The sequence below is a fragment of the Streptomyces rimosus subsp. rimosus genome (genome assembly GCF_000720725.1).
GTDB classification, from domain to species: domain Bacteria; phylum Actinomycetota; class Actinomycetes; order Streptomycetales; family Streptomycetaceae; genus Streptomyces; species Streptomyces rimosus_A.
In genome coordinates this window covers 39,198-61,619 of the sequence record NZ_JOCQ01000050.1, presented here as the reverse complement: position 1 = coordinate 61,619, position 22,422 = coordinate 39,198, and the positions used below count along the sequence as shown (strand labels likewise).

At 72.2% G+C, this 22,422-nt stretch carries 15 protein-coding genes; 5 read left to right on the top strand and 10 right to left on the bottom strand.

What is annotated here, in order from left to right; all coding sequences use genetic code 11:
• The 3 genes from IH45_RS0124830 to uvrB all read right to left on the bottom strand — a co-directional run.
• Positions 1–819, bottom strand: an 819-nt coding sequence (locus tag IH45_RS0124830) for a TerD family protein (protein ID WP_030672533.1), incomplete at its 3' end; no start/stop codon positions are given.
• Positions 820–875: 56 nt separating this feature from the next.
• Positions 876–1,454: a TerD family protein gene (locus IH45_RS0124825; RefSeq protein WP_030672530.1), complete on the bottom strand. Its 579-nt coding sequence runs from the start codon at positions 1,452–1,454 to the stop codon at positions 876–878.
• 488 nt (positions 1,455–1,942) lie between these two features.
• The gene (uvrB, locus tag IH45_RS0124820) at positions 1,943–4,075 is read right to left on the bottom strand and encodes an excinuclease ABC subunit UvrB (protein WP_030672528.1); all 2,133 of its coding nucleotides are present in this window, start codon (positions 4,073–4,075) and stop codon (positions 1,943–1,945) included.
• A 596-nt stretch (positions 4,076–4,671) separates the two neighbouring features.
• On the opposite strand from uvrB, the gene IH45_RS0124815 reads away from it, so the two are divergent.
• From IH45_RS0124815 to IH45_RS0124805, 3 genes are all read left to right on the top strand, one after another.
• Positions 4,672–5,553: a glycerophosphodiester phosphodiesterase family protein gene (locus IH45_RS0124815; protein WP_030672525.1), complete on the top strand. Its 882-nt coding sequence runs from the start codon at positions 4,672–4,674 to the stop codon at positions 5,551–5,553.
• 346 nt (positions 5,554–5,899) lie between these two features.
• A complete protein-coding gene (locus IH45_RS01000000144060; RefSeq protein WP_032918273.1) occupies positions 5,900–6,403 on the top strand; it encodes a methylated-DNA--[protein]-cysteine S-methyltransferase in 504 nt (167 codons plus the stop codon).
• Positions 6,404–6,540: 137 nt separating this feature from the next.
• Positions 6,541–7,083: a DUF1697 domain-containing protein gene (locus IH45_RS0124805; protein WP_030672519.1), complete on the top strand. Its 543-nt coding sequence runs from the start codon at positions 6,541–6,543 to the stop codon at positions 7,081–7,083.
• Between the two features lie 42 nt (positions 7,084–7,125).
• Here the strand turns inward: IH45_RS0124805 and IH45_RS0124800 are convergent, their stop codons facing one another.
• A complete protein-coding gene (locus IH45_RS0124800; RefSeq protein ID WP_394298706.1) occupies positions 7,126–7,731 on the bottom strand; it encodes a DUF1349 domain-containing protein in 606 nt (201 codons plus the stop codon).
• A gap of 324 nt (positions 7,732–8,055) precedes the next feature.
• The gene (locus IH45_RS0124795) at positions 8,056–8,694 is read right to left on the bottom strand and encodes a nucleoside/nucleotide kinase family protein (protein ID WP_030672513.1); all 639 of its coding nucleotides are present in this window, start codon (positions 8,692–8,694) and stop codon (positions 8,056–8,058) included.
• Between the two features lie 82 nt (positions 8,695–8,776).
• On the opposite strand from IH45_RS0124795, the gene IH45_RS0124790 reads away from it, so the two are divergent.
• On the top strand, positions 8,777–10,702 hold the full coding sequence (locus IH45_RS0124790; protein ID WP_030672510.1) for a hypothetical protein: 1,926 nt from the start codon (positions 8,777–8,779) through the stop codon (positions 10,700–10,702).
• On the opposite strand, the gene IH45_RS0124785 is transcribed toward IH45_RS0124790, so the two are convergent.
• The 5 genes from IH45_RS0124785 to IH45_RS0124765 all read right to left on the bottom strand — a co-directional run bounded on the left by IH45_RS0124785 (position 10,686) and on the right by IH45_RS0124765 (position 20,442).
• A complete protein-coding gene (locus IH45_RS0124785) occupies positions 10,686–13,139 on the bottom strand; it encodes a tetratricopeptide repeat protein (RefSeq protein WP_063763047.1) in 2,454 nt (817 codons plus the stop codon). The genes IH45_RS0124790 and IH45_RS0124785 overlap by 17 nt on opposite strands.
• Positions 13,132–13,590: a hypothetical protein gene (locus tag IH45_RS0124780; protein WP_032918264.1), complete on the bottom strand. Its 459-nt coding sequence runs from the start codon at positions 13,588–13,590 to the stop codon at positions 13,132–13,134. The genes IH45_RS0124785 and IH45_RS0124780 overlap by 8 nt, the downstream gene beginning before the upstream one ends.
• 279 nt (positions 13,591–13,869) lie before the next feature.
• Positions 13,870–15,723, bottom strand: a complete 1,854-nt coding sequence (locus IH45_RS1000000150660; protein ID WP_199810716.1) for a helicase-associated domain-containing protein — start codon at positions 15,721–15,723, stop codon at positions 13,870–13,872.
• A 16-nt stretch (positions 15,724–15,739) separates the two neighbouring features.
• A complete protein-coding gene (locus IH45_RS0124770) occupies positions 15,740–17,398 on the bottom strand; it encodes an SWIM zinc finger family protein (protein WP_030672498.1) in 1,659 nt (552 codons plus the stop codon).
• The gene (locus IH45_RS0124765) at positions 17,395–20,442 is read right to left on the bottom strand and encodes a DEAD/DEAH box helicase (RefSeq protein WP_234440654.1); all 3,048 of its coding nucleotides are present in this window, start codon (positions 20,440–20,442) and stop codon (positions 17,395–17,397) included. The genes IH45_RS0124770 and IH45_RS0124765 overlap by 4 nt, the downstream gene beginning before the upstream one ends.
• Before the next feature lie 424 nt (positions 20,443–20,866).
• Here IH45_RS0124765 and IH45_RS0124760 point away from each other — a divergent pair, with 424 nt between their 5' ends.
• Positions 20,867–22,387, top strand: coding sequence for a UvrD-helicase domain-containing protein (locus IH45_RS0124760; protein WP_032918260.1), 1,521 nt, complete (start codon positions 20,867–20,869; stop codon positions 22,385–22,387).
• Positions 22,388–22,422 lie beyond the last annotated feature (35 nt).

The following is a 22,422-nucleotide window of genomic DNA, read 5'->3' as shown; positions in this document are numbered from 1 at the left end:
GTTCTGAGGTGGCGGCGGGGTGGTGGGGCGGCGCTTGGGGTGGTGGTAGTCGATGGGGGCGGTGTTGGTGGAAGTGCTGTTAGTGGAAGTGGTGTTGGTGGAAGCGGTGTTGCTGGGCGGATCGGTGGGGGCCGCGGGGGTCGGCTCGGCGGGAGGTGCCGTAGTGGCACGGTCCGTTGCCGGGGCTGTGGTCGCCGGGGCTGTGGTCGCCGGGGCCGTGGTCACCGATGCTGTGGTCGCCGGGGCGGGGGCCGGTACCGAGCGCGCGAGACCGTCGCGTACCGCTTCCTGGATCTCCGTAGCCAGCTCGGCGGCCTGCGGCAGTCCCTGGTCCTGGAGCATCGCCGCGAGCCCGCCCGCGTACCCCTGCCCCACCGCACGCACCTTCCAGGCGCCCTGCCTGCGGTACAACTCCACCGCGACGACGGCCGATTCGGCACCGAGGTCGGTGAGGGTGTAACTGGCGATTCCCGTGCCGTCGAGGCCGGTGACGGCGACGAACGGGGCCGCCGCGGCCCCGAACTCCGCCGGGCCGCCGATGCCGGCGGGCAGCGCGAGCAGCACGCTGACCCGGTGCACGTCGGCGGGCAGGGCGTCGAGGTCCACCGCTATCCGGTGCGCGGCGGCGGCCTGCCGGGGGACCTCGATGCCGGTACGGCGCGGCGCGCCCGGGTGGGCGACGGCCTCGACGCCCGCGAGGGCGCCCCGCTCGTCGGCGAGCGTCACCCCTGAGACGACGGGCCCGCCCGCCGCGATCCTGATCTCCAAACGGGTCCGGTCCAGTGGGTGGTTCTGCCCGCGGACAAGCTCGGCCGTCATCGTCGTTCCCCCGTGGTGTTCGTGCGCCCCGCCCGCCGGCGGGGCCCGATGCGTGCTTACAGGTACGGCAGTATCGCCGGGACCACGTCCTTGAACGTACGGCCGTGGGCCGGCTCGCCGATGGCGGTCATCTGCCAGCCGCTGCCAGAGCGGTGCACCTTGCTCATGATCTGCGCGGTGTAGTCACCGCCGCCGGTGAGGGTGTAGCGGGCCATTTCCTGTCCGGTGGTCTCGTCGACGAGGCGGCAGAAGGCGTCCTGCACCTCGGCGAAGGTCTGCCCGGTGAAGGAGTTCACCGTGAACACGATCTGGTCGATGTGCACCGGAACGCGCGCCAGGTCCACGAGGATCGCCTCGTCGTCCCCGCCCTGCCCGGCACCGCCGACCACGTTGTCGCCGGTGTGCCGTACCGAACCGTCGTCGCTGATCAGATGCTGGAAGAAGACGACGTCCAGCGGCTGCTTGTCGGCGAACAGCACGGCCGAGGCGTCGAGGTCGATCTCCCGGGTGCGCGACCCGAACAGACCGCGGCGGGGTGCCGACCGCCAGCCCAGGCCCATCCGCACCGCGGTCAGCGTTCCCCCGTCCGACTTCGCCAGGCTGATTCCCTGTCCCTTGGACAAGTTGACCGACACGTGCTGTCCCCTCTCGCTCTGTTTCTCCCCGTTGCCGCCTCCCCGACGGCCTCCCCCGACCTTATGCACGCCCACCCTCCGCCACGCACCCACCCCACGCTTTGTGGCGTTCCTGCAACACGGAGACGCTTCGCGGGGTGGGGGGGGTGGGGAGGGAGAGGGGGCGCTGGGTGTGGGGCCTTGGGCGGCGGAGCCCGGTGGCGGCGCCTGGGCGGCGGAGCCCGGTGGCGGGCCGCGGTGGCAGGAGCCCCTGACAACAGGAGCCCCTCATGGTGGGACTGCCGTGACTGGGCTGCCGTAACTGGGCTGCCGTGGCTAGGGTCTGTCAGGGCCCGAACCTGCCGGGCACCAGCACGCAAGCCACCACCCCGGCCGGGCATCTCCACCACCCCGGCCGCATATCTCCACCACCCCGGCCACATATCTCCAAGAGGCCAACGGCCGGGGCGACTCACTCCGCCCCGGCCACCCCGCCCCCCTCCGGGGGCTCAGCGCAGCCCAGCCTCCTTCATCTGCCGCAGTTCCTTCTTCAGCTCGCCGACCTCGTCGCGCAGCCGGGCGGCCACCTCGAACTGCAGCTCCGCCGCGGCGGCCCGCATCCGGTCGGTCATTTCCTCGATCAGCTCGGCCAGTTCGGAGGCGGGCCGGTCGGTGGGCGTGGTGGCGCCCTTCGCGGCCTTGCCCTTGGCCGCCTTCCCGCCCAGCGCGGGCACCGGCGCCTTGCCCTTGACGTCCTTGCCGTCGGCCGCCTTGCGGTAGCCGGTGCCCAGCAGTTCCTGGGTGTCGATCTCCTCGCGCGCGAGGGTCGCGACGATGTCGCCGATCTTCTTGCGGAGCGGCTGCGGGTCGATGCCGTTCTCCTTGTTGTACGCGAGCTGCTTCTCCCGGCGGCGGTTGGTCTCGTCGATGGCCCTGCGCATCGCCGGGGTGATCTTGTCCGCGTACATGTGGACCTGGCCGGAGACGTTACGGGCGGCCCGGCCGATGGTCTGGATCAGCGACGTGCCCGAGCGCAGGAAGCCTTCCTTGTCGGCGTCCAGGATCGCCACGAGTGACACCTCGGGCAGGTCGAGGCCCTCGCGCAGCAGGTTGATGCCGACCAGGACGTCGTACTCACCGGCCCGCAGCTCCCGCAGCAGCTCGACGCGCCGCAGGGTGTCCACGTCGCTGTGCAGGTAGCGGACCTGGATGCCGAGCTCGACGAAGTAGTCCGTCAGGTCCTCGGCCATCTTCTTGGTGAGGGTGGTGACCAGGACGCGCTCGTCCTTCTCCGTGCGCTCACGGATCTCGTGGACCAGGTCGTCGATCTGGCCCTCGGTGGACTTGACGATCACCTCGGGGTCGACCAGGCCGGTCGGGCGGATGATCTGCTCCACGTACCCGTCGGAGCGCGAGAGCTCGTACGAGCCGGGCGTCGCCGACAGGTAGACGGTCTGGCCGACGCGCTCCAGGAACTCCTCCCACTTCAGCGGCCGGTTGTCGAGGGCGGACGGCAGCCGGAAGCCGTGCTCGACCAGGGTGCGCTTGCGGGAGGCGTCACCCTCGTACATCGCGCCGATCTGCGGCACGGTGACGTGCGACTCGTCGATGACCAGGAGGAAGTCGTCGGGGAAGTAGTCCAGGAGGGTGTTCGGCGCGGTGCCGGGGGCGCGGTCGTCCATGTGCATCGAGTAGTTCTCGATGCCGGAGCACGAGCCGACCTGGCGCATCATCTCGATGTCGTAGGTCGTGCGCATCCGCAGCCGCTGGGCCTCCAGGTGCTTGCCCTGCTTCTCCATGGTGGCCAGGCTTTCGGCCAGCTCCGCCTCGATCCCGGCGATGGCCTTTTCCATGCGCTCGGGGCCCGCGACGTAGTGGCTGGCCGGGAAGACGTAGAGCTGCTGGTCCTCGCTGATGACCTCGCCGGTGAGCGGGTGGAGGGTGGACAGCGCCTCGATCTCGTCGCCGAACATCTCGATGCGGACGGCCAGCTCCTCGTAGACCGGGAAGATCTCGATGGTGTCGCCGCGGACGCGGAACGTGCCGCGGGTGAAGGCCAGGTCGTTGCGGGTGTACTGGATGTCGACGAAACGGCGCAGCAGCTGGTCGCGGTCGATCTCGTCACCGACCTTCAGCGCCACCATGCGGTCGACGTACTCCTGGGGCGTGCCCAGGCCGTAGATGCAGGACACCGAGGCGACCACGACCACGTCCCGCCGGGTGAGCAGGGAGTTCGTGGCGGAGTGGCGCAGCCGCTCGACCTCCTCGTTGATCGAGGAGTCCTTCTCGATGTAGGTGTCCGACTGCGGGACGTACGCCTCGGGCTGGTAGTAGTCGTAGTACGAGACGAAGTACTCGACGGCGTTGTTGGGCAGCAGCTCGCGGAACTCGTTGGCGAGCTGCGCCGCGAGGGTCTTGTTGGGCGCCATGACGAGGGTGGGGCGCTGCAGCTTCTCGATCATCCACGCGGTGGTCGCCGACTTGCCGGTACCGGTCGCGCCGAGCAGGACGATGTCTTTCTCACCGCCGCTGACGCGCTGCGCGAGCTCGGCGATGGCCGCCGGCTGGTCGCCGCTGGGCTGATAGGGGCTGACGACCTCGAAGGGCGCCACCGTGCGTTCGATCTTGGAAACGGGCCGCATGTCATCAACCGTACGGCCCCCCACTGACAATCGGCCGGGCAACGCTCCGACCAGCGGTTCTGTCGGCGCTGCCGACGGGAGCGGCGGAGCGCGGCGACCGGGGGCGGGCCCGCGCGGAGGGGGCCGGACCGGCACGGCCCCGGCGGCACCCGGGCCGAAGCCGACGGGGCCGCACGGGGGCGGCCGGGAGCCGGGACGCGGCGAGCGCAAGGCCGGAACCGGCCAGCGGGGCCGGGCGGGCCGATATCCCGGCCGGCGGGCGCGAAGGCCGGGACTCCGCGCCCCGGGGCGGGCGCGGCACGTGCGTATGTTGCGTGCTTTTTGAGGAGGTCGCGCGATCCAGGCGTTCAAACACGGAACACAGGACACTTCTCGTTCAGTTTCTGTCCATCCGACGCCTGTCTTCCGGTACGTCCCGACTGCGACTCTCTGCGCGTCCCACCCCGAATCCACCTCGTTCACCGCGGGAATTCCGGCGGGTCCCGGCTGCACTTCCGGCCCATCCGACCGGAACCGTGGCCGTAGCCCGCCATGGCTGGCTCACGCCAGGCCCGCCCCCGTACGCGCTCGCCATCACGTCGTCACTAGGAGTCCGCATGCGTATCCGTCCCGTCGCCGCTGTCGCCGGTGTGCTCGTGGGCCTGACCGTGTCCCTGCTCCCCGTCTCAAGCGCCCAGGCCGCCGACGGCCACCGCGGTGTGACGACTGTCGCCCACCGGGGCGCCTCCGCCTACGCGCCCGAGAACACGCTCGCCGCCGTCGACGCGGCCGCCGATCTCGGTTTCGCGTGGGTGGAGAACGACGTTCAGCGCACCAAGGACGGCGAACTGGTCATCCTCCACGACACGTCGCTCGCCCGGACGACCGACGTGGAGCAGGTCTTCCCGGACCGCGCCCCCTGGAACGTCGCCGATTTCACGCTCGCGGAGATCGAGAAGCTGGACGCCGGCAGCTGGTTCGGCCCGAAGTTCACCGGTGAGCGGGTCCCGACACTGGAGGACTACATGGACACCGTCGAGGACAACGACCAGAACCTGCTGCTGGAGATCAAGTCGCCCGAGCTCTACCCCGGCATCGAGCGGCAGATCCTCAAGGAGCTGCGCGAGGACGGCTGGCTGGACCGCGACCACGTCAAGCGCCGGCTGATCGTGCAGAGCTTCAGCGCCGACTCGGTGAAGAAGGTGCACGGCCTGCGGCCGGACATCAAGACGGGCTTCCTCGGTACGCCGGCCGTCGCCGAACTGCCCAAGTACGCCGCGTTCGCCGACCAGATCAACCCCCAGTACAAGTCGATCGACGCCGGGTACGTCGCGTCCGTACACAAGGTGAAGGGCCCGCACGGCCGCCCGCTGGAGGTCTTCACCTGGACCATCGACGACGCCGCCAACGCGGTCAAGGCTGCCGGCCAGGGCGTGAACGGCATCATCAGCAACAAGCCGGACGTCGTCCGCAAGGCCCTGGAGAAGTCCGTCCGGTAGTACGGCGCCCCCGGCCGCCCATCGGTGGTTGACGACGCCCCCAGGAGCCGCCTGCCTCGGTTCCGGGGGCGTTGTCAGTGGCGGGTCCTAGGCTGATGCCGTGACGAACACAGAGCGGGATCAGCGGGGCGGCCGGGCCGGGCAGCAGAAGGGCCCCGGCCCCGAGGAACCGCCTGAGCAGAATGCACCGGGCCGGAGCGGGCTGGGAGCACGGGAGCCCTCCGGGCAGGACGCCCCGGAACGGGTCGAGCCCGGTGAGCGCGGTGGACGCGGTGAACACGGTGAACACGGTGAACTCGGTGAAGCGCTCCGGGCGCGGGAGCCGCGCGACTGGGCCTGGCGCGTCCTGGACACGCCCATCGGCCCGTTGCTGCTCGCGGCGACCCGCGAGGGGCTGGCGCTGGTCGCCTTCCACTCCGACGAGCGGGTCGTCCGCCAGTCGCTGAACCGCCTGCGTCTGGCGTTCGGCCGCGAACCCCTCCCGGAGATACCCCACTTGACCACGGCGGCCGACGAGCTGGCCCGGTACTTCGACGGCGGCCTGCGGGCCTTCACCGTCCCCCTGGACTGGTCGCTGTCCGCGGGCTTCAACGAACGGGTGCTGCGCGAGCTGGCCGCCCATGTCCCGTACGGCGCGGTGGTCGGCTACCAGGACCTGGCCGACCGGGTCGGCGAGCCGGGCGCGGCCCGCGCGGTGGGTGCGGCCATGGGCTCCAACCCCCTCCCGGTCGTCGTCCCCTGCCACCGGGTGGTGGCGAGCGACGGCGGGATCGGCGGTTTCGGCGGCGGCCTGGACACCAAGCGGCATCTGCTGGCCTTGGAGGGCGTCCTCCCGCAGCCCCTCTTCTGAAGATCCCGTACGGACTGAGGGCGGCCGGCGGCCTCCGCACCAGCACTCCCGCCCCCAGCCTGTCCTGCCATTCCTCCGGCTAGCCCCTCCGGCTCGCCCCTCCACCGCACTCTCCGCACGAAAGGCCCGCACCCGTCATGCCCCGCCAGATCGCCCTCCTCCGCGGCATCAACGTCGGAGGTCACAACAAGTTCCCCATGGCTCGACAGCGCGAACTGTTCGCGGCTCTGGGCCACCGGGACGTGACGGTTCTCCTCCAGACCGGCAACATCGTCTTCGCCGACCCCGGCACGCCGCCCGGGGAGACGGCGCGCCGCATCGAGGCCGGGATCGCCGAGGAACTGGGCTTCCCGGTCCCCGTGGTGGTCCGGACGCGCGATGAGCTGGCCGCCGCCGTCGCGGCCAACCCCTTCCCGCAGGCCGAGGCCGAGCCCAAGACCCTCCACGTGACGTTCCTGTCCGACACCCCTGCCGACCCGTCCCCGCTGAAGCAGCTGGACTCCGACGCGTACGCCCCGGACCGGCTCCGGCTGATCGGCCGCGAGCTCTACATGTGGTGCCCGAACGGCGTGGGGCGCTCCAAGCTCGCCGACGCCGTCTCCCGCGCCCGCCTCGGCGTGACGGCCACGGCCCGCAACTGGAACACGGTGACGAAGCTGCTCACCCTCGCCGACGCCTGACGCGGTACGGGGCTCGTCCCCTTACGGGTTACGGGTTACGGGTTACGGGCAGTGCAGCGACGCGTCGGCAGGCCCGGCCGCGAAGCGGGTGAATCGTATCTGCAGCCCCGCCCGCTGCGGCGAGCAGCAGAACGGACCGGCGTACGCCCTGGCGCCCGGGTCCAGCGGCGCCAGCCGCACCATGCGCCACGGTTCCTGTTCGCGCCGCGCCCGTACGGTCAGCGCGTCGCCGCTACGGCTGACGCGCACCGTGACCTCGCGGCCCGCCCATGCCGGTACGGGCGCCAGCGACCAGTCCGACCACTCGCGGGTGACCACCGCGCCCAACTGCGGCGCGCCGTCGCTCATTTCCAGCCCGGCCTTGGTCCACGTGCGCGCGTCCACCCGCACCATCGCCCCGGCCTGGTCGTACAGCTCGTCAAAGGCCGCGATGAAGGACACCTCGACAGCCGAGTCCGCAGGAAACGGCGCCAGCAACGCATGGCCGGTGTCCCGTACGAAGCCGTAACCGGTCCGCCGCCAGAAGTCGCTCCCCTCAGCCGCCGTGACAGTCATCGGCCCGCCATCGGAGGCCCCGCCCGCGCACAGCACCTCCGGCGGCGGATTCAGCCACCGAGCCCCACCCGCCTCCCAGCCGATCTCCTCCACGCACAACACCCCTTCCGCCGTCCCACACTCCACAGCCCCGCCCCAGTCCCGGGATCCCCCACAGTCCCGGATTCAGGTCACACAGCACAGGCCTGCCCAGGATCATGTCCAGGTTCAGGCCCATGCCCTGGCCCCAGGCCCTGGCTTGGCCCATGCCCATTGCCCATTGCCCATTGCCCATTGCCCATTGCCCATTGCCCATTGCCCATTGCCCATTGCCCAATTGTCAGTGGCCCGCCCTAGGCTGTCGGAAAGGGGGACCACCCGCAGCCGTCCTGAGTAAGCCCACATTTCAGCGTCCGCCCTATAAGGGGCCCCACCCGCTCAGCCACGCCCGTTCCACGCCGGCCGGTTCGGATCGTCCGCCTTCACGACGATGTCGGCGGCCTCCCCGGGCCCCACCTCGTCCTCGTACCGCGCAAACGCGGGCAGCGTCCACCGCTCCCCCTCCGGCGTACGGCGGGCCAGCGCGGCGGACGACAGCTTCAGGTGGACCGTCAGGTCGAAGGGGAACCAATGGCCGAACAGCAGCGGCCCGTGCAACAGCAGCACGCCGCCCGGTGGCAGTTCGGTGTACGGGCTGCGCGTGGCCCGGTCCGTCCGGGGGTCCCACAGGTCCGGCAGCACCCGGCCCGTGCCGCCCGGATCGAGCGGGGTGAGCACCTCCCGCCAGAGCGCCTGCCGGTCGTACCACTCGTCGTAGTACGCGTCGGCGTCCTCCTTCCCGTACTCCAGGCGCAGGGACGCGGGGCGCAGGAAGCCGTCGGCCGCGACGACGTGTACGGGCCTGCCGCGCAGTCGGAGCGCTTCCGCAAGCCGCTCGGTGACCTCCCCGGCCCGGGCGGCCGGCGGCCCGTCGATTGCGACACGCAGCCACGGCCCGCCGTCCGCCGTCGCCGTCGCGCGGATGCGCTCGGCCAGCACGTCGGTCAGCCGTTCCCAGGTGATCGCTTCGAGCCGCACTCCTTCATTCTGCCGGGCAGGACGCCCGGACGAGCTCACCGGTTAGGGTGGCCGGTCGGGCCAGGGGTGAAGGGTGGGACGCATGGGGGAAGCGGTCGTAGACGGGCAGAGGTGGCTGCGGGTGCCGGTCGGTCCGGAAGGGCCGCAGTGGTCCACCCGGGCCGGAGCCGCACGCGTCCTGTTCGTGGTCCACAACGTCACCTCCGCGACCCGCCTGCTGGACGTCCTTCCCCTGTTCGACGCCGACCCGCGCGTCCAGTGCCTGGCCACGTGTACAGGGTCGTCGCCCTACCTGCACGGCGTACCGGAACTGCTGGCGGACGCCGGGCTGCCCGTCCTGCCGTGGGAACAGGCCGTCGAGACGCCGGTGGATCTGGCGATCAGCGCCAGCTATGGCGGCGAACTCCACGAGATTCGCGGGAAGTTGGCCATCCTGTCGCACGGCATTGGCTACAATAAGAGGCTACCTACACCGGACACCGGACACCGGACACCGGACACCGGACACCGGACACCGGACACCGGACACCGGACACCGGACACCGGACACTGGGTGCCGGGGTCGGAGCCAGGGCCTGGGCCTGGGCAAGCGCCGGTTTTCGGGCTTTCTCCTGAGTGGCTGTTGCACGACGGCGAGCCCGTCGCGACGGCGACCGTACTGTCCCACCCCGAGCAGCTCACCCGCCTCCGCCACGCCTGCCCGCCCGCTGCCCGTACGGCCGTACTCGCCGGTGACCCGTGTTTCGACCGCCTGCTGGCCGCACTCCCCCACCGCGACGACTTCCGCCGCGCCCTCGGTGTGGCCACCGGTCAGCGCCTCATCGTCGTCAACTCCACCTGGGGGCCACGTTCCCTGTTCGGCGACACGCAGGACGTCCTTCCCTGGCTCCTGGACAGCCTCGTCCGCGAACTGCCCGTCGACGGCTACCGTCGCTGCGCGGTCCTGCACCCGAACATCTGGCACGGACACGGCCCCGGCCAGGTCCGTGCCTGGCTGCGGCACGCCCAGTACGCCGGGCTGACCGTCGTACCTCCGCTGGGCCCCTGGCGGCAGGTCCTGGCCGCCGCCGACGCCGTCATCGGCGATCACGGCAGCGTGACGTACTACGCGGCCGCCATCGGTACGCCCGTACTCCTCGGCGCGTTCCCGGCCCAGGACCTCGACCCGGCGTCACCGGTCGCCGAGCTGGGCCGCACGGCGCCCCGGCTCCGCCCGTACGAGCCGCTGCTCCCCCAGCTCGACGCGCTGCTGGCCGGCCACCATCCGGACCGGTACGCCCAGCTCGCCGCCCTGGCCAGCTCCGCCCCCGGTACCTCGGCCGGACTGCTCCGGCGCACCTTCTACGGCCTCATGGGCCTCTCCGAACCAGGCCTTCCCGCCTACCTGCCACGCCTCCTCCTGCCCGCCCACGGTGGCGATCCCACCGCTGTGCCACCGGCCACCCCGCTCCGCGCTCCCCTCCACGTCCTGACCCACCTGCGCGACCGCCGTCCCGCCGCACCGCCCGAGATAACGGTCACCCGTTACGCGGACACCGGCTCGGGCTCGTTCGCGCACTCGGACCCGCCTGCGGCGGCGTACCCATCCGCGCCCACACCCGCTGATCACGGCGCACCCCAGGCCGTCGCGTCCCACACCGCCATCCACGAGGACACGCCGGACAGCACCCGGCTGCCGCTCGCCGACCTGGTGCTCCACGACTCCCAGCCCGAGCCCGCGGCCTGGGCCCAGGAAGCGATGCGCCGTCACCGGCACTGCGCGATGGCCGCATGTGTCACCGCGCCGGACACCTGTCTCGTACGCATCCCGGACGGCAGCCTCGTCACCCTCACCGCGGCGCCCGGCCCGGACGGCCGCCGCGACCGGTGTGATCCGGCCGTGTACGCCTCGGCCCTCTACGCCTGGTACGAGCGAGGCAGGCCGCTCGAAGACCTCCTCGGCGGCTTGACCGTGATGACGGGCGACGCCGCCCACCATCTCCGGGTGACGATCACTCCTCCCCGCTGAACTCCTCCGGCACTGCATCACCCCGCTCACGGCCGCCCACATCGGCTACCCCGCGGCCCGTTTCGTTCTCGCAGACTTCCTCCCGCTCCAACTGCTCCAGTCGAGCCCGTACGGCGCCGGTTCTCGGAGCCCCCGTCCTCTCGTGGAGCTGCAACGCCGTCCTCAGCCAGCGGATCTCCGCCTTCGTATCCCCGACCTGCTGGGCCTGGTCGGCACGCAGCTCCGCGAGATCCGACTGCTGGACGACCGAGTCTTCCGCCACCATGACCGTCGCGGCCCGGCCGAGCGGCTCGTCGGCCTCCTCCGCACGCCCGGCGTCGATCAGTGTCCGGCCGAGGGTCATCAGCACACGTGCCTCGTTGTACGGGTCGGGCAGCGCGCGTATCAGTTCCCGGGCGTGCCGCAGCTGTTCGATTGCCTCCTCGTGGCGGCGCATGCCCTGGAGCGACCGCCCGAGGTGGTGTTCCAGCAGGGCCAGCGCCCGGGGGTCGCCGACCTGCCGGGCAAGGTCGCGGGCCGACCGGAAGCACTCGGCGGCGTCGGCCCACCGCTCCTGCTTCAGACGCAGCAGTCCCAGCGATTCGACCGCGGTGGCCTCGCCCCGTATGTGCCCGGCGCGCTGGTCGGATGCAGCCGCGCCTTCGAATTGCGCCGCTGCCTGTCCGTAGTCCGCGAGGCCCAGGTAGGCGAAGCCGAGCTGTGCGCGCATCCGTCCCTCGGCCTGGGGGCACTCCTCCGCGCAGCGCGCCGCGGCCTCCATCCCGAGCCGGTGGGTGGCGACCCACTGCTGGTGGAATCCGAGCCGCAGGTGCAGCCCCCACATAGCCTCGCACAGCTGCCACGTCAGTTCGTCGAGCCCGTGGTCCGCCGCGGCCCGTACCGCTTCCGCGAGGTTTTCCCGCTCGTCCCGCAGCCAGGCCAGCGCGCTGAAGCCGTTTTCGTACGCGGCGGGCCGTCCCTCCAGTCGGGCATACGCCGGCCCGAGATGCCAGCGGCCGGGCAGCACGGACGCGTCGGCCGCCGCCGCGGCGCGTACGTACCAGAGCAGCGTCCGGCGTACCGCTGCTGCCGCCCCCGCTATCCCGTCCTCCGCCAGTGCGCGCTGTTCCGCGTACTGCCGCCAGAGGTCGTGGAAGCGGTAACGCGCCTGGCCGGACGCATCGGCCTTGCCCCCGGTCGCGGAGCCGTCCCCGGCCTGCGGTTCGCTTTCTCGTGTCTTCGCTGCCGCCTCTGGCTCGGACACTGCCTCGACCAGCCGCGCGTCGGCCAGTTCGGCGAGCAGGGCGCTCGCCTCGCCCTCGGAAACACCGGCCGCGGCTGCGGCGGCGCCCGGCGTCACATGCCGCCACGGCCGCAGACTCGCCAGCCGGAACACCTTGGCCGCGGCCTCCGACAGGTTGCCGTACGAGACGTCCATCGCGCCGCGCATCGGCTCGCCCGCCGCACCAGGCGGCGCCTTCCTTTCGCCGGCCCCGGCATCCGCGTACGGCCGCTCGTCCCCGTACGGCCCGTCGGTCTCGTCGCTCATGGCCATTTCCCGCTCCAGCAGCTCCCAGTCCGGCTGTTGTGCCGCGGCGGCGCGCGCCCCGATCGCGCACAGCGCGAGCGGCATCCCGCCGCACCGCCGCGCGACCGCCTCGACTCCGGGCCCGGCGCCGCCCAGGCGAGCGAGGAGTCCGACCGCGTCGGGGGTGCCGAGCGGGCCGAGCCGTATGGTGTGCGCGCCGTACTCGACGATCAGTCGGCCCAGGTCCGTACGGCTGGTCACGATGGTCAGCGAGGCCGGGGAGGCGGCCAGAAGCGCCCGTACCTGGGCGGCGGAGTGGGCGTCGTCCAGCACGGTGAGGAGGCGCCGTTCCGCGGTCACCGTGCGGAACACGCTCTCCTGCGCGTCCGGGTCCGTCGGTACATACGCCGGGTGCACGCCGAGGTCGCGCAGGAAGCGCAGGAGCACCTCGGACGGCGTGACCGCCGTGGACGCGGAAGCGCCGCGCAGATTCGCGTACAACTGGCCCTCTTCGAAGCGGCCCCGCAGCGCGGCGGCCAGGCGCAGTGCGGTGGCCGTCTTGCCCACACCGCCCGGGCCCCAGAGGACGACCACGAGGGGTGCTCCGCCATGCCCCATGGTTTCGGCGCCGCCGGCGAGGAGCGCCTGGTCCAGTAACCTCACCACCTCGGCCAGTACGGCCTCGCGGTCGATGAAGTGGCGGGTGACCGGGGGCAGCGTGCAGGGCACCAGGGCGCCCGGCACGATGGCCGGTGCGGGCTCGTGGATGGTCAACGTGCCGATGCTCTGGGCCTGTACGGCGGCTCCGTAGACCGTTCCGCTGATGTGGTTGCGCGTGGTGGCGGCTGCCCCGTCGTCCGTCGTGGGGCCGAGCGCGGCCGGTCGGGATGCGGCGGTCGGTCCGGGCCCGCCGGGCCCCGTGTCAGCCACGAGCGGGCCCTCCCGTGCTCCCGCCGCCGTTCTGTTCGACCTTGGAGATCACCCCGGCCTGGATGACCGTCCCGCGGTGTGCCCCACCGGTCATGGTGTTGTGTACGTCCCTCACCGTGACTCCGGGTTCGGTGTCGGGGCGCAGCTCCGCCAGCAGCCGTCGCAGTTCCTCGGCCGCGGCCGGGTCGTCACGCAGCGCGCGTCGCAGCCGTACCCGCCATTCGGCCTCCACGTCGGCCTCGCCCGCCTCGTCGCCGCCGCGCTGTGCCGCCACCAGCTCCGTGCGCGACACCTCCAGCTCCCCTTCGAGTGCTTCTTCCTCGCCGCCGCCCCCGCGCCGCGAGAAGAACGCCGCCACCCGCTGCCGGGCCTGCGCCCACCCCTCCGTCACCATCTGCTGCACCAGCGCCGTCGCCCCTGCCGTCGCGAGCGCTGTCAACTCCGCGTCCATCGGCCCCCCTTGTCCAGCCGTACGAGACGTACGGTCGTGCGTCCGTTGCCACGGTAAGACGGTAAGGAGAAGTTTCTCTTCTTGCCCAGGCCGGGCCGCGGTCGGGCGGTGGTGGGCCACCACCTTCACCGGCTCGCCCCGGGCACCTCAGCAGTCCCGTACCGGACGCGTCCGCACTGCGTCCGCCGCTCCCTCTTTCTTCGCTTCTTCCCCTCGTCGACTTCCTGGCCACCAACGCTACTTGACCCCACTGACAATCGGCGGTTCCCGCACCGCCGGTCAGGCCGCCAGGAGTCGCCGGGCGAGTGCGAGGGACTTGATGACCTGGCCGGACGGGCCGGATCCGGTGCGGGCGGCGCGGTGGCGGGGAATGCGTTCGACGGATGCCGTGCCGGTTTCGGATTCGAGCGCGGGGGCGTAACCGGCGTCACGCAGCGCTTCGAGCGTCGCGGCGGGCGGCTGGGCGCTGACGAGAACGGTGGGGGCGATGGCGCGCAGTCCGAGCACTTGGAGGGCTTGGTGGGCGGCGAGTTCGCGGACCAGTGCTTCGTCGTCGGAGCGAATGCAGCAGCCGGTGGGCAGTACATGCATCCGGCCATGGGCGCGGGCGGCGTCCTGGACGAGGTAGGTCAGGGGTTGCGGCAGGGCGGCGGTGGCCGACGCCTCGGTGAGGGCTTCGAGGAGGTCTGCGGCGTCGTGGCCGGAGTCGAGGGCGCGACGTACGGAAGCAGGGGTGAACCGCCAGGTCACGGCGTGGCCTTCGGATTCCCGGTCGGCGGTCGAGGACAGCAGGACGGCGAGGGCCGCGGACGGCGGACCCGGCACGACAGCGGTCAAGTCCGCCTGGAAGTGGGCCTGCTGGAGAGGCTGCGGCAGGAGGTCATCAAGGACGTCGGCGAGCGGGCCGGAGTCTGCGGGGGACGCCGAGAGGAGGGCGTGGCCGAGTGGGGTCAGGGCGCCGTGTGCGGTGAGGGCCAGGAAAGCGGCCTCGTCGAGGATGTGGGCGGCGCGGTCCTCGGCCAGCGGTTCGCCGCTGACGGCCAGCGGGCGGTGCCAGGCCGCAGCTTCGAGGAGAGCGGAGAGGCCGGGCTGGTGACCCGGCGGGTCAGCAGGTGCAGTGGACAGCGCTTTGAGGAGGGCGTGGCGCAGCGCCGGCGCGTGCCGGTCTTCGCCGCGCACCAGCGCCGTGGGGGTCTCGCCGAAGGGGGTGTACGTCGGAATGGACCAAAGAGCCGCCCAGGCGGTCAGAACCGGAACGAGTCGCTCACCAGGGGTCTGTGTCAGCCAGTCGTCGTACGCACCTGTAGGCGCGGCCGTGATACCGGCAGGGGTACGGGTCAGCGCGATGAGGTCGGCGGCGAGTACGAGGTCGAGCAGGAGACGGGTACGGGCCTCGGTCGTACCGGCTGCCTTGGCCAGGCGTTTGATCTCGCGCAGGGCCAGTCCGCCGGTCTTGCGGAGGGCGGCGGGCCGGTCGGCGAGGGAGGCGAGCAGGCGGTCCAGGGTCGCGGCGAGGGTGGAGGCGGCGGCCTGGGATTCGTCCTGGACGGAGGCCCTGACGGCGCCGGTCTCCCGCGAAATGGCCTCGGCCACGGGCGGTTGCGGAGCGGTGGGGGCGAAGGGGCCCAGGTCGTGGGCGGCCAGGAGCTGCGGGATACGGGGCGGGACCACGATCGCACCGTCTTCGGTGGGGGCCGCGAGCCCGTCCTCGTAGAGGAGTTCCAGGGCGGCGGCCACCACATCGCGGGCAGGGCCGGGGGCGTCGGCGCCCAGGGCCCGGTACGCCTCCTCCACCGGAACCGGCTCCGCGGCCAGGTCCGGGAACGACAGCCGGTGGGCCATCAGCGACTGGTAGTCGGCTCCGGCGGCGGGGGCCGCGGGCAGGGCGGCGGCACGCCGGGCCAGGTCCTGGCTGGCGCGGGCGGTGGCGGCCAGGAGCTGGAGGCGGGGGTGGTCGAGGTGGAGGACGGTGTGGTGGAGGGTTTCGTACGACCACAGGGCGGTGGCCAGTTCGCGGAGCCGGGCGGGCGCGGGCCGACGGGACAGTGGTTCCGCGTGGCGGGTGAGCAGGGCGGCCAGCTCTTCGGGGGTGCGCCGGGCGAGCGAGCGGGTGAGTGTATCGAGACCTTCCACGGCCAACGAGGTTAGGTCACTGGCCGAGCAGCGCGGTGAGGGCCCCTACGGGGTCGGGGTCGGCGCGGCCGGTGGGCCACCAGTCCTCGGTGCCGGGGTCGGATTCGTACGGATACCAGCGGTTGTCGTGACCGAAGCGGAGCTGGAGGCCGCGTGCGGGGTCGGTGAGGTGGTTGTGACGGGGGCGGAGGGCGGGCAGGTCGGCGGCTGTCAGGGCGCTGCGGGCGCGGTCGAAGTCACCGGCGGGCGGGTTCCAGGTGGTGTCGAGGAGGGTCAGTCCTTCGAGACCGCCTTGGCGCCAGGCGGCGACGGCGCGCGCCACGTCCGTCACGCTGCGGCCGGTGGCGGCGGCGAGGTCGCGGTAGAGGGCACGGGTCGTCGAGGTCAGGCCGGCGGTGGGGTGGGCGGTGGCGGCCAGCCGGATGCCGTCCTGCCAGGGCGTGAGGGCGGGGAAGGGCGATATAGCGGTCGCCGGGGGGTGTTCCGTCCGGGCCGCGGATGTCGTTCCGGAGACCGGAGTGGAGGCCGGTGGTGCCGGGGCGTCGGTCTGGAGTGCGCTCAGGTAGGCGTGGGCGCGGGCTGTGGCGTCAGTGGCCAGGAATTCGAGGGCGGCCGCGTCCAGCGGGAGGCCGTCGGCATCCGGGAGGGCGTGGGTCTGCCCGGGGTGCTGCGGCAGGGGCATAGGGGGTGGGAGGGGCGGCAGCAGTCGGTCGGTCAGGGCGTCACGGGCGAGTACACCGTGCGGCGAGCGCGGCCCCGCAGCCGGATCCGCCGGCGCCGAGGCCACGCGGTGCTCGGCGTCCGTACTCGTTCCCGCCTCTGCCCTGACCTGCGAACTTTCCCGATCGGCTGCGGCTCTCCTCGCCTTGCTCGCCGCGGCAGCAGCCGCGCGTGCGTCGGCGCGCGCACCCGACAGCGGCCCGGGAGCCGCCGCCGGTGGCGCGAGCTGAGCACTGCGGGATTCGCGGGCCGTCAGGGTCGCGTTCCGGCGTGACAGCTCGTCGAGGAGTTCGCGTTCACCGCGGCCGCGCATGAGGAGGAGCACGAACGGGTCGGCGTCCAGCAGCCGTGCCACCTGGAAGCAGACGGCGGCGGCGTGTTTGCAGGGGTGGCCGTGGTCGGGGCAGGAGCAGCGCGGTACGAGGTCGCCCGGGCCGGGCAGCAGGCGTACGCCCGCTTCGGCGACGGATCGCGGCAGTTCCTTGGCCAGGAGTGCGGTGATTTGGGCCGGCTCGGCGGCGATGGCGTCCAGCAGGTCGGCCCACTCACCGGAGGAGAGCTCCTGGAGGCGGATCACCACGTTGTACGGGCGCGGCCGGCTGCCCCGTACGGTGGCGGCGATGCGTCCGGGGGTGATGTTGATCGTGTCGACGTTGCCGTCGCGTGCGTACGTACGGCCGCGGTCGAGGCGGGCGCTGTCCAGGGCCGTGGACTCCAGGGCGTCCAGCCAGGCGCTGCCCCACCACGACTCGGCGAACAGTCCTCGGGCGCCGGAGCGCTGCGGCAGCGGCGGGAACGTACGCGAGCGGTCGGAGCGGTCCATGCGGCCCGGACGGTCCGGTGTGGCACCGCGGCCGCCCGGACGGGCCGGCGGGGGCGTGTCCGGGCCGGGGGCGGGGCTGCGGGCGAAGCGGCCGGCGCCGTCTCCGGGCAGGGGGCGCGGGCGGCGGCTCATGCGGCCCTCCTCAGGGAGACGAGATCGGCGAGCTGGGCGTCGGTCAGTTCGGTGAGCGCGGTCTCGCCGCCGGTCAGAACCGCGTCCGCCAGGGCTCGCTTGGCGGTGAGCAGTTCGGCGATGTTGTCCTCGACCGTGCCTTCGGCGATGAGCCGGTGGACCTGGACGGGCTGGGTCTGGCCGATGCGGTACGCCCGGTCGGTGGCCTGTTCCTCGACGGCCGGGTTCCACCACCGGTCGTAGTGGATCACGTGGCCGGCGCGGGTCAGGTTGAGCCCGGTGCCGGCGGCCTTCAGGGAGAGCAGGAAGACCGGGGTGTGACCGGCCTGGAAGCGGTCGACCATCTCCTCGCGCTGTTTCACGGGCGTACCACCGTGCAGGAGCTGGTTGCCGATGCCGCGCGCTGTGAGGTGTCTTTCGAGCAGCCGCGCCATTTCCACGTACTGCGTGAAGATCAGCGTCGCGCCGCCCTCGGCGAGGATCGTGTCGAGCAGTTCGTCGAGGAGTTCGAGTTTGCCGGAGCGGGCCGCCAGGCCGGGCGCGGCTTCTTTCAGATACTGCGCGGGGTGGTTGCAGATCTGCTTGAGGGCCATCAGCAGCTTCATGACCAGGCCGCGCCGGGCGATGCCCTCGGCCGCTTCGATCCGGGCCAGCGTCTCGCGGACGACCGCCTCGTAGAGCGCGGCCTGCTCGCGGCCCAGGGCCACCGGGTGGTCCGTCTCGGTCTTGGGCGGCAGCTCGGGGGCGATACCGGGGTCGGACTTCTTGCGGCGCAGGATGAACGGGCGGATCAGTCTGGCGAGGCGCTCGGCCGTCTCCGGGTCCTCGCCGCCCTCGACCTCGCGCGCGTACAGGGCGCGGAAGGTTTTCAGGGAGCCGAGCAGGCCGGGGGTGGTCCAGTCGAGGAGGGCCCACAGCTCGGACAGGTTGTTCTCGACAGGGGTCCCGGTGAGGGCGATACGGGCCGGAGCCTTGATGCCACGGAGCGCCTTGCCGGTAGAGGATCTGGGGTTCTTCACGTGCTGTGCCTCGTCCGCGACGACCCAGGCCCAGCTGCGGGCGGCGAGTGCGGCGGCGCTCGAACGCATCGTGCCGTACGTGGTCAGGACGAAACCGCCGTCGACGTCTTCGAGGCTGCGGCCGGTGCCGTGGAAGCGGCGTACGGGAACGCCGGGCGCGAAGCGTTCGATCTCGCGCTGCCAGTTGCCGAGGAGGGAGGCCGGGCAGACCACGAGGACGGGGGCGGTGGGGCGCCGGTGCAGGTGGAGGGCGATGACTGTGACCGTCTTGCCGAGGCCCATGTCGTCGGCAAGGCAGCCGCCGAGGCCGAGGGAGGTCATCCGGTCCAGCCAGGCCAGGCCGCGGAGCTGGTAGTCGCGCAGGGTCGCGTGCAGTCCGGCGGGCTGTGGCGGAACCGGCGCGTCCTGGGTCAGGCGGGAGCGCAGCGCGGCGAGGGCGCCCATGGGCACCACCTCGACCTCTTCGCCGTCCACCTCGGTCGCGCCGTTCAGTGTCACGGCGAGGGCGTCGACCGGGTCCAGGTAGCCCAGTTCACGCTTGCGGGCCTTGCGGACGAGCGCCGGATCGACCAGTACCCACTGGTCACGCAGCCGGACCACGGGCCGGTGGGCCTCCGCCAGGGTGTCCATCTCCGCCTCGGAGAGCGGCAGGCCGTCGAGGGCCACCTGCCAGCGGAACTGCAGCAGCTTCTCCGTGTCGAAGAAGCCGAACCCGTCGGCCGCGGTGCCGGGGGCCGGGCGGATGACGGCGGCCGCGGTCAGCCCGCGGGCCAGCTCCTTCGGCCAGTGCACGGCGACTCCGGCAGCGGCCAGGCGGGGCGCCGCGTCACCCAGCAGCTCGTACAACTCCTCTTCGGCCAAGGGGAGCACGTCGGGCACCGGCCGCTCCAGGAAGCGGGCCAGCGGAGGCCAGACGCGGGCCGCCCGGCGCAGCGCGAGCAGTGTGTCGACCCGGGCGCGGGGACCGAAGTGGTCGGGCCCTTCCCCTTCCCACAGCTGTCCGGCGTCGGTGACGAGCGTGGGATCGGTGAGACTGTGCACCTGGAGGACGGCGGCAGCGGCACTGCGCTCTTCGGCAGCGGTACGGGCTGGTGCCGCACTCGTATCGGTGGGCGTATCAGAGGCACCGTCCCGGCCGGTTCCTGCGTCGTCCCGCATGTCGAAGAGCCCGTGGGCGGCCAGGTCGAGCCGCAGTGACAGCCGTACCCCGGCGTCCACCCCCGCCGCCACTTCGGCGGCCCAGTCGCGCGCGCCGGGCAGGTACTGCGGCGCCGTCGCCGCGAACGGGGCGCCGATCATGTGAGCCGCAGCGGGCGTACGGGGCAGGGCGTCCGTCACCGCGTCCACGAGGGCGCGCACGAGCTGCACCGGATCGTGGACCTGCAAGGGGCGGCTGTCGGGAAGCGGAACGGCGTACGCCTCGGGCGGCATGGCGGCGGCAATGGCCCGGAGGTGCGCCGCGTCCTCGGGATCCAGCGGCCCGGCGCGCCAGGCGTCGGTGTCCTGGGCAGTCAGCCCGGGCAGAAGCCGGCCGCGCGCGGCCAGGTGCAGTGCGTGCAGGACGGCCGCGCCCCAGCAGGCCGCGGCGGGGTGAGCGGCCGGGTCGTGCCGGGCATGGGCCAGCAGGGGGACGGCCTCGGCGATGGGGAGCAGCAGGGCGGGGACCGTTCGGCGGCGAGCGCCGTTTCCGTGCCGACGCGCGACGGTCAGACCGGCGGTCTCCGCTGTACTGGCGGATCCCGGCCCTCCCGCCCCTTGCACCCCTGCCGCCCCGAGACCACCCGGTCCCCGTCTGTCGTCACGTACAGTCACGGGGAGGTTCGGGAGGGGGCCACCGTCCGGTCGCCAGAAGGCGAACTTCCCTGCTCGGGGTGGCTCGGCAGGCAGGAAAACCGCAGCGCAGCCAACGATTACGGGAGTGTCCGCACTCGCCCACTCCCCCCTGGCTCCCTGTCCGTCGCGGGCGCGGGTCGCAGCACTCGCGGCAGCGGGCAGGCCGGCCGCGGGCGTCGGCCGCCCCGCCATCTCCCTGCTCTCCGCCATGTCCCTGCCCTTTCCTGACGCCCCTCGCGTCTCCTGCGCCTTGCGGTCCTCTCGCACCTGTCCGGCCCCGGCCACTGCCGTCCAACGCCCAGGTCTCACCTGCCCCTCACCCCGACCTGCGAGTTTACGGTCGTCCATGCCACTCCCCTCCCTTCCGCTGCACACCGGTGACGGTGACGCACCGGAGCCGGGCCCGCGCCTGCGACACGGGACGCGAAGACGCGGATCGCTCCGACCGCCTGAGATCGATGGAAGCAGACGGCACTGACAACGCCGTCGTCGGCGGGGGTTCGGCCGAAGTTATCCACAGGCCATGAAAGAAATCCCACGGCGGGCTCGCGATGGGCTACCGTCGGTCCAGTCGTCACGCACAGTGACGAGAGCAGTACGACGCGAGGAGCGAATCATGAACCAGCCGACAGCCGAGCAGACCGCCGCCGCGGACGCCTTCCGAACCGGCGATCACCTCGTGATCCAGGCCGGAGCAGGCACGGGCAAGACCACGACGCTCGCCATGCTCGCCCGCTGTACGCCACCACGCGGACGGCCACCGTGCCGGCAAGGCCGCTACATCGCCTTCAACAAGGCCATCGCGCGGGATGCCACCCGGAGTTTCCCCGAGCACGTCACGTGCAGCACAGCACACGCGCTCGCATACGCGTCCGTCGGCAGGAACTATCAGACCCGGCTGAACGCCCCGCGGCAGGCAGGCTGGCGGATCGGCGCCGCTCTAGGCATCGACGCCGGGATGAGCGTACGCATCGGCGCCCGCCGGATCGGCAACAGAGCGCTGTCCTACTCGGCGCTGCGGACGGTGACCCGGTTCTGCCACTCCGCCGATTCCGAGCTCACAGCTCAGCATGTGCCACGGCTGCGCGGTGTCGAGGCTGACGGGATGCACGCGCAGCTGTCGGAGATCGTCCTCCCTTTCGCCCGCAGGGCGTGGAAAGATCTCCAGCACCCCGAGCGGGGCACCGTCCGCTTCGAGCACGACCACTATCTGAAGATGTGGGCACTGAGCGAGCCGAAGATCGCGGCGGACTTTCTCCTGCTGGACGAGGCGCAGGACACCAATCCCGTGGTCGAGCAGGTCTTCACCGCCCAGCGCGGCCATGCCCAGCTGGTCCTGGTCGGGGATTCCGCGCAGGCCATCTACGGCTGGCGCGGAGCGCGGGACGTGATGAGCACCTTCGACAGCGGCAGACAGCTGACCCTGTCGCAGTCGTTCCGCTTCGGCTCCGCGCTGGCCGAGGAAGCCAATCGCTGGTTGACCATCGTCGGCGCACCGATCCGGCTCACCGGCTCGCCGTCGCTGACCACGGAGCTGATGAAGGTCACAAGGCCGGACGCGGTCCTGTGCCGCACCAACGTCGGCGCGATGGTGGAAGTGATACGGCAGCTCGAACTGGGCCGCCAGGTCGCCTTGGCGGGTGGCGGCGGAACCCTGGCCGCGCTGGCACAGTCCGCACATGACCTGAGATCGGGCCGTCGGCCGTCACATCCTGAGCTGATGCTCTTCGAGTCCTGGGAGGAGTTGCGGGAGTACGCGGAGTACGACCCGTCCGGCCGGGATCTCCTGCCACTGGTCGAGCTGGTCGATGAACACGGCACGGAGGCTGTGCTGCAAGCCCTGGACAGGCTGGTTCCGGAGGACTCGGCCGAGGTCACGGTTTCGACGACGCACCGCGCGAAGGGCCGGGAGTGGCCGACGGTCAGGATCGCGGACGACTTCACCGCGCCGGACGACCTGGACGAACAGGACGCGGACGGCGAGCCGCTCTCCGGGCCCATCGATCTCGCGGAGGCGCGCCTGGCCTACGTGGCCGTGACACGGGCCCGGACCCGGCTCGACATCGGCGGTCTGAGCTGGATCAACAGCCACCCTGCAGGTGATCCACGACCGGGGCTGGCTCGGGGGTCGCCGTAGGGGGCGCAGCTTCATGGCGGGCGGCTCGGCGGTTG

What these genes read in the sequence shown, in the direction of transcription:
- uvrB (WP_030672528.1), bottom strand. Translation starts at nt 4,075, where the DNA reads ATGCGGCCCGTTTCCAAGATCGAACGCACGGTGGCGCCCTTCGAGGTC.
- IH45_RS0124815 (WP_030672525.1), top strand. Translation starts at nt 4,672, where the DNA reads ATGCGTATCCGTCCCGTCGCCGCTGTCGCCGGTGTGCTCGTGGGCCTG.
- IH45_RS0124805 (WP_030672519.1), top strand. Translation starts at nt 6,541, where the DNA reads ATGCCCCGCCAGATCGCCCTCCTCCGCGGCATCAACGTCGGAGGTCAC.
- IH45_RS0124790 (WP_030672510.1), top strand. Translation starts at nt 8,777, where the DNA reads ATGGGGGAAGCGGTCGTAGACGGGCAGAGGTGGCTGCGGGTGCCGGTC.
- IH45_RS0124780 (WP_032918264.1), bottom strand. Translation starts at nt 13,590, where the DNA reads ATGGACGCGGAGTTGACAGCGCTCGCGACGGCAGGGGCGACGGCGCTG.
- IH45_RS0124770 (WP_030672498.1), bottom strand. Translation starts at nt 17,398, where the DNA reads ATGAGCCGCCGCCCGCGCCCCCTGCCCGGAGACGGCGCCGGCCGCTTC.
- IH45_RS0124765 (WP_234440654.1), bottom strand. Translation starts at nt 20,442, where the DNA reads ATGGCGGGGCGGCCGACGCCCGCGGCCGGCCTGCCCGCTGCCGCGAGT.
- IH45_RS0124760 (WP_032918260.1), top strand. Translation starts at nt 20,867, where the DNA reads ATGAACCAGCCGACAGCCGAGCAGACCGCCGCCGCGGACGCCTTCCGA.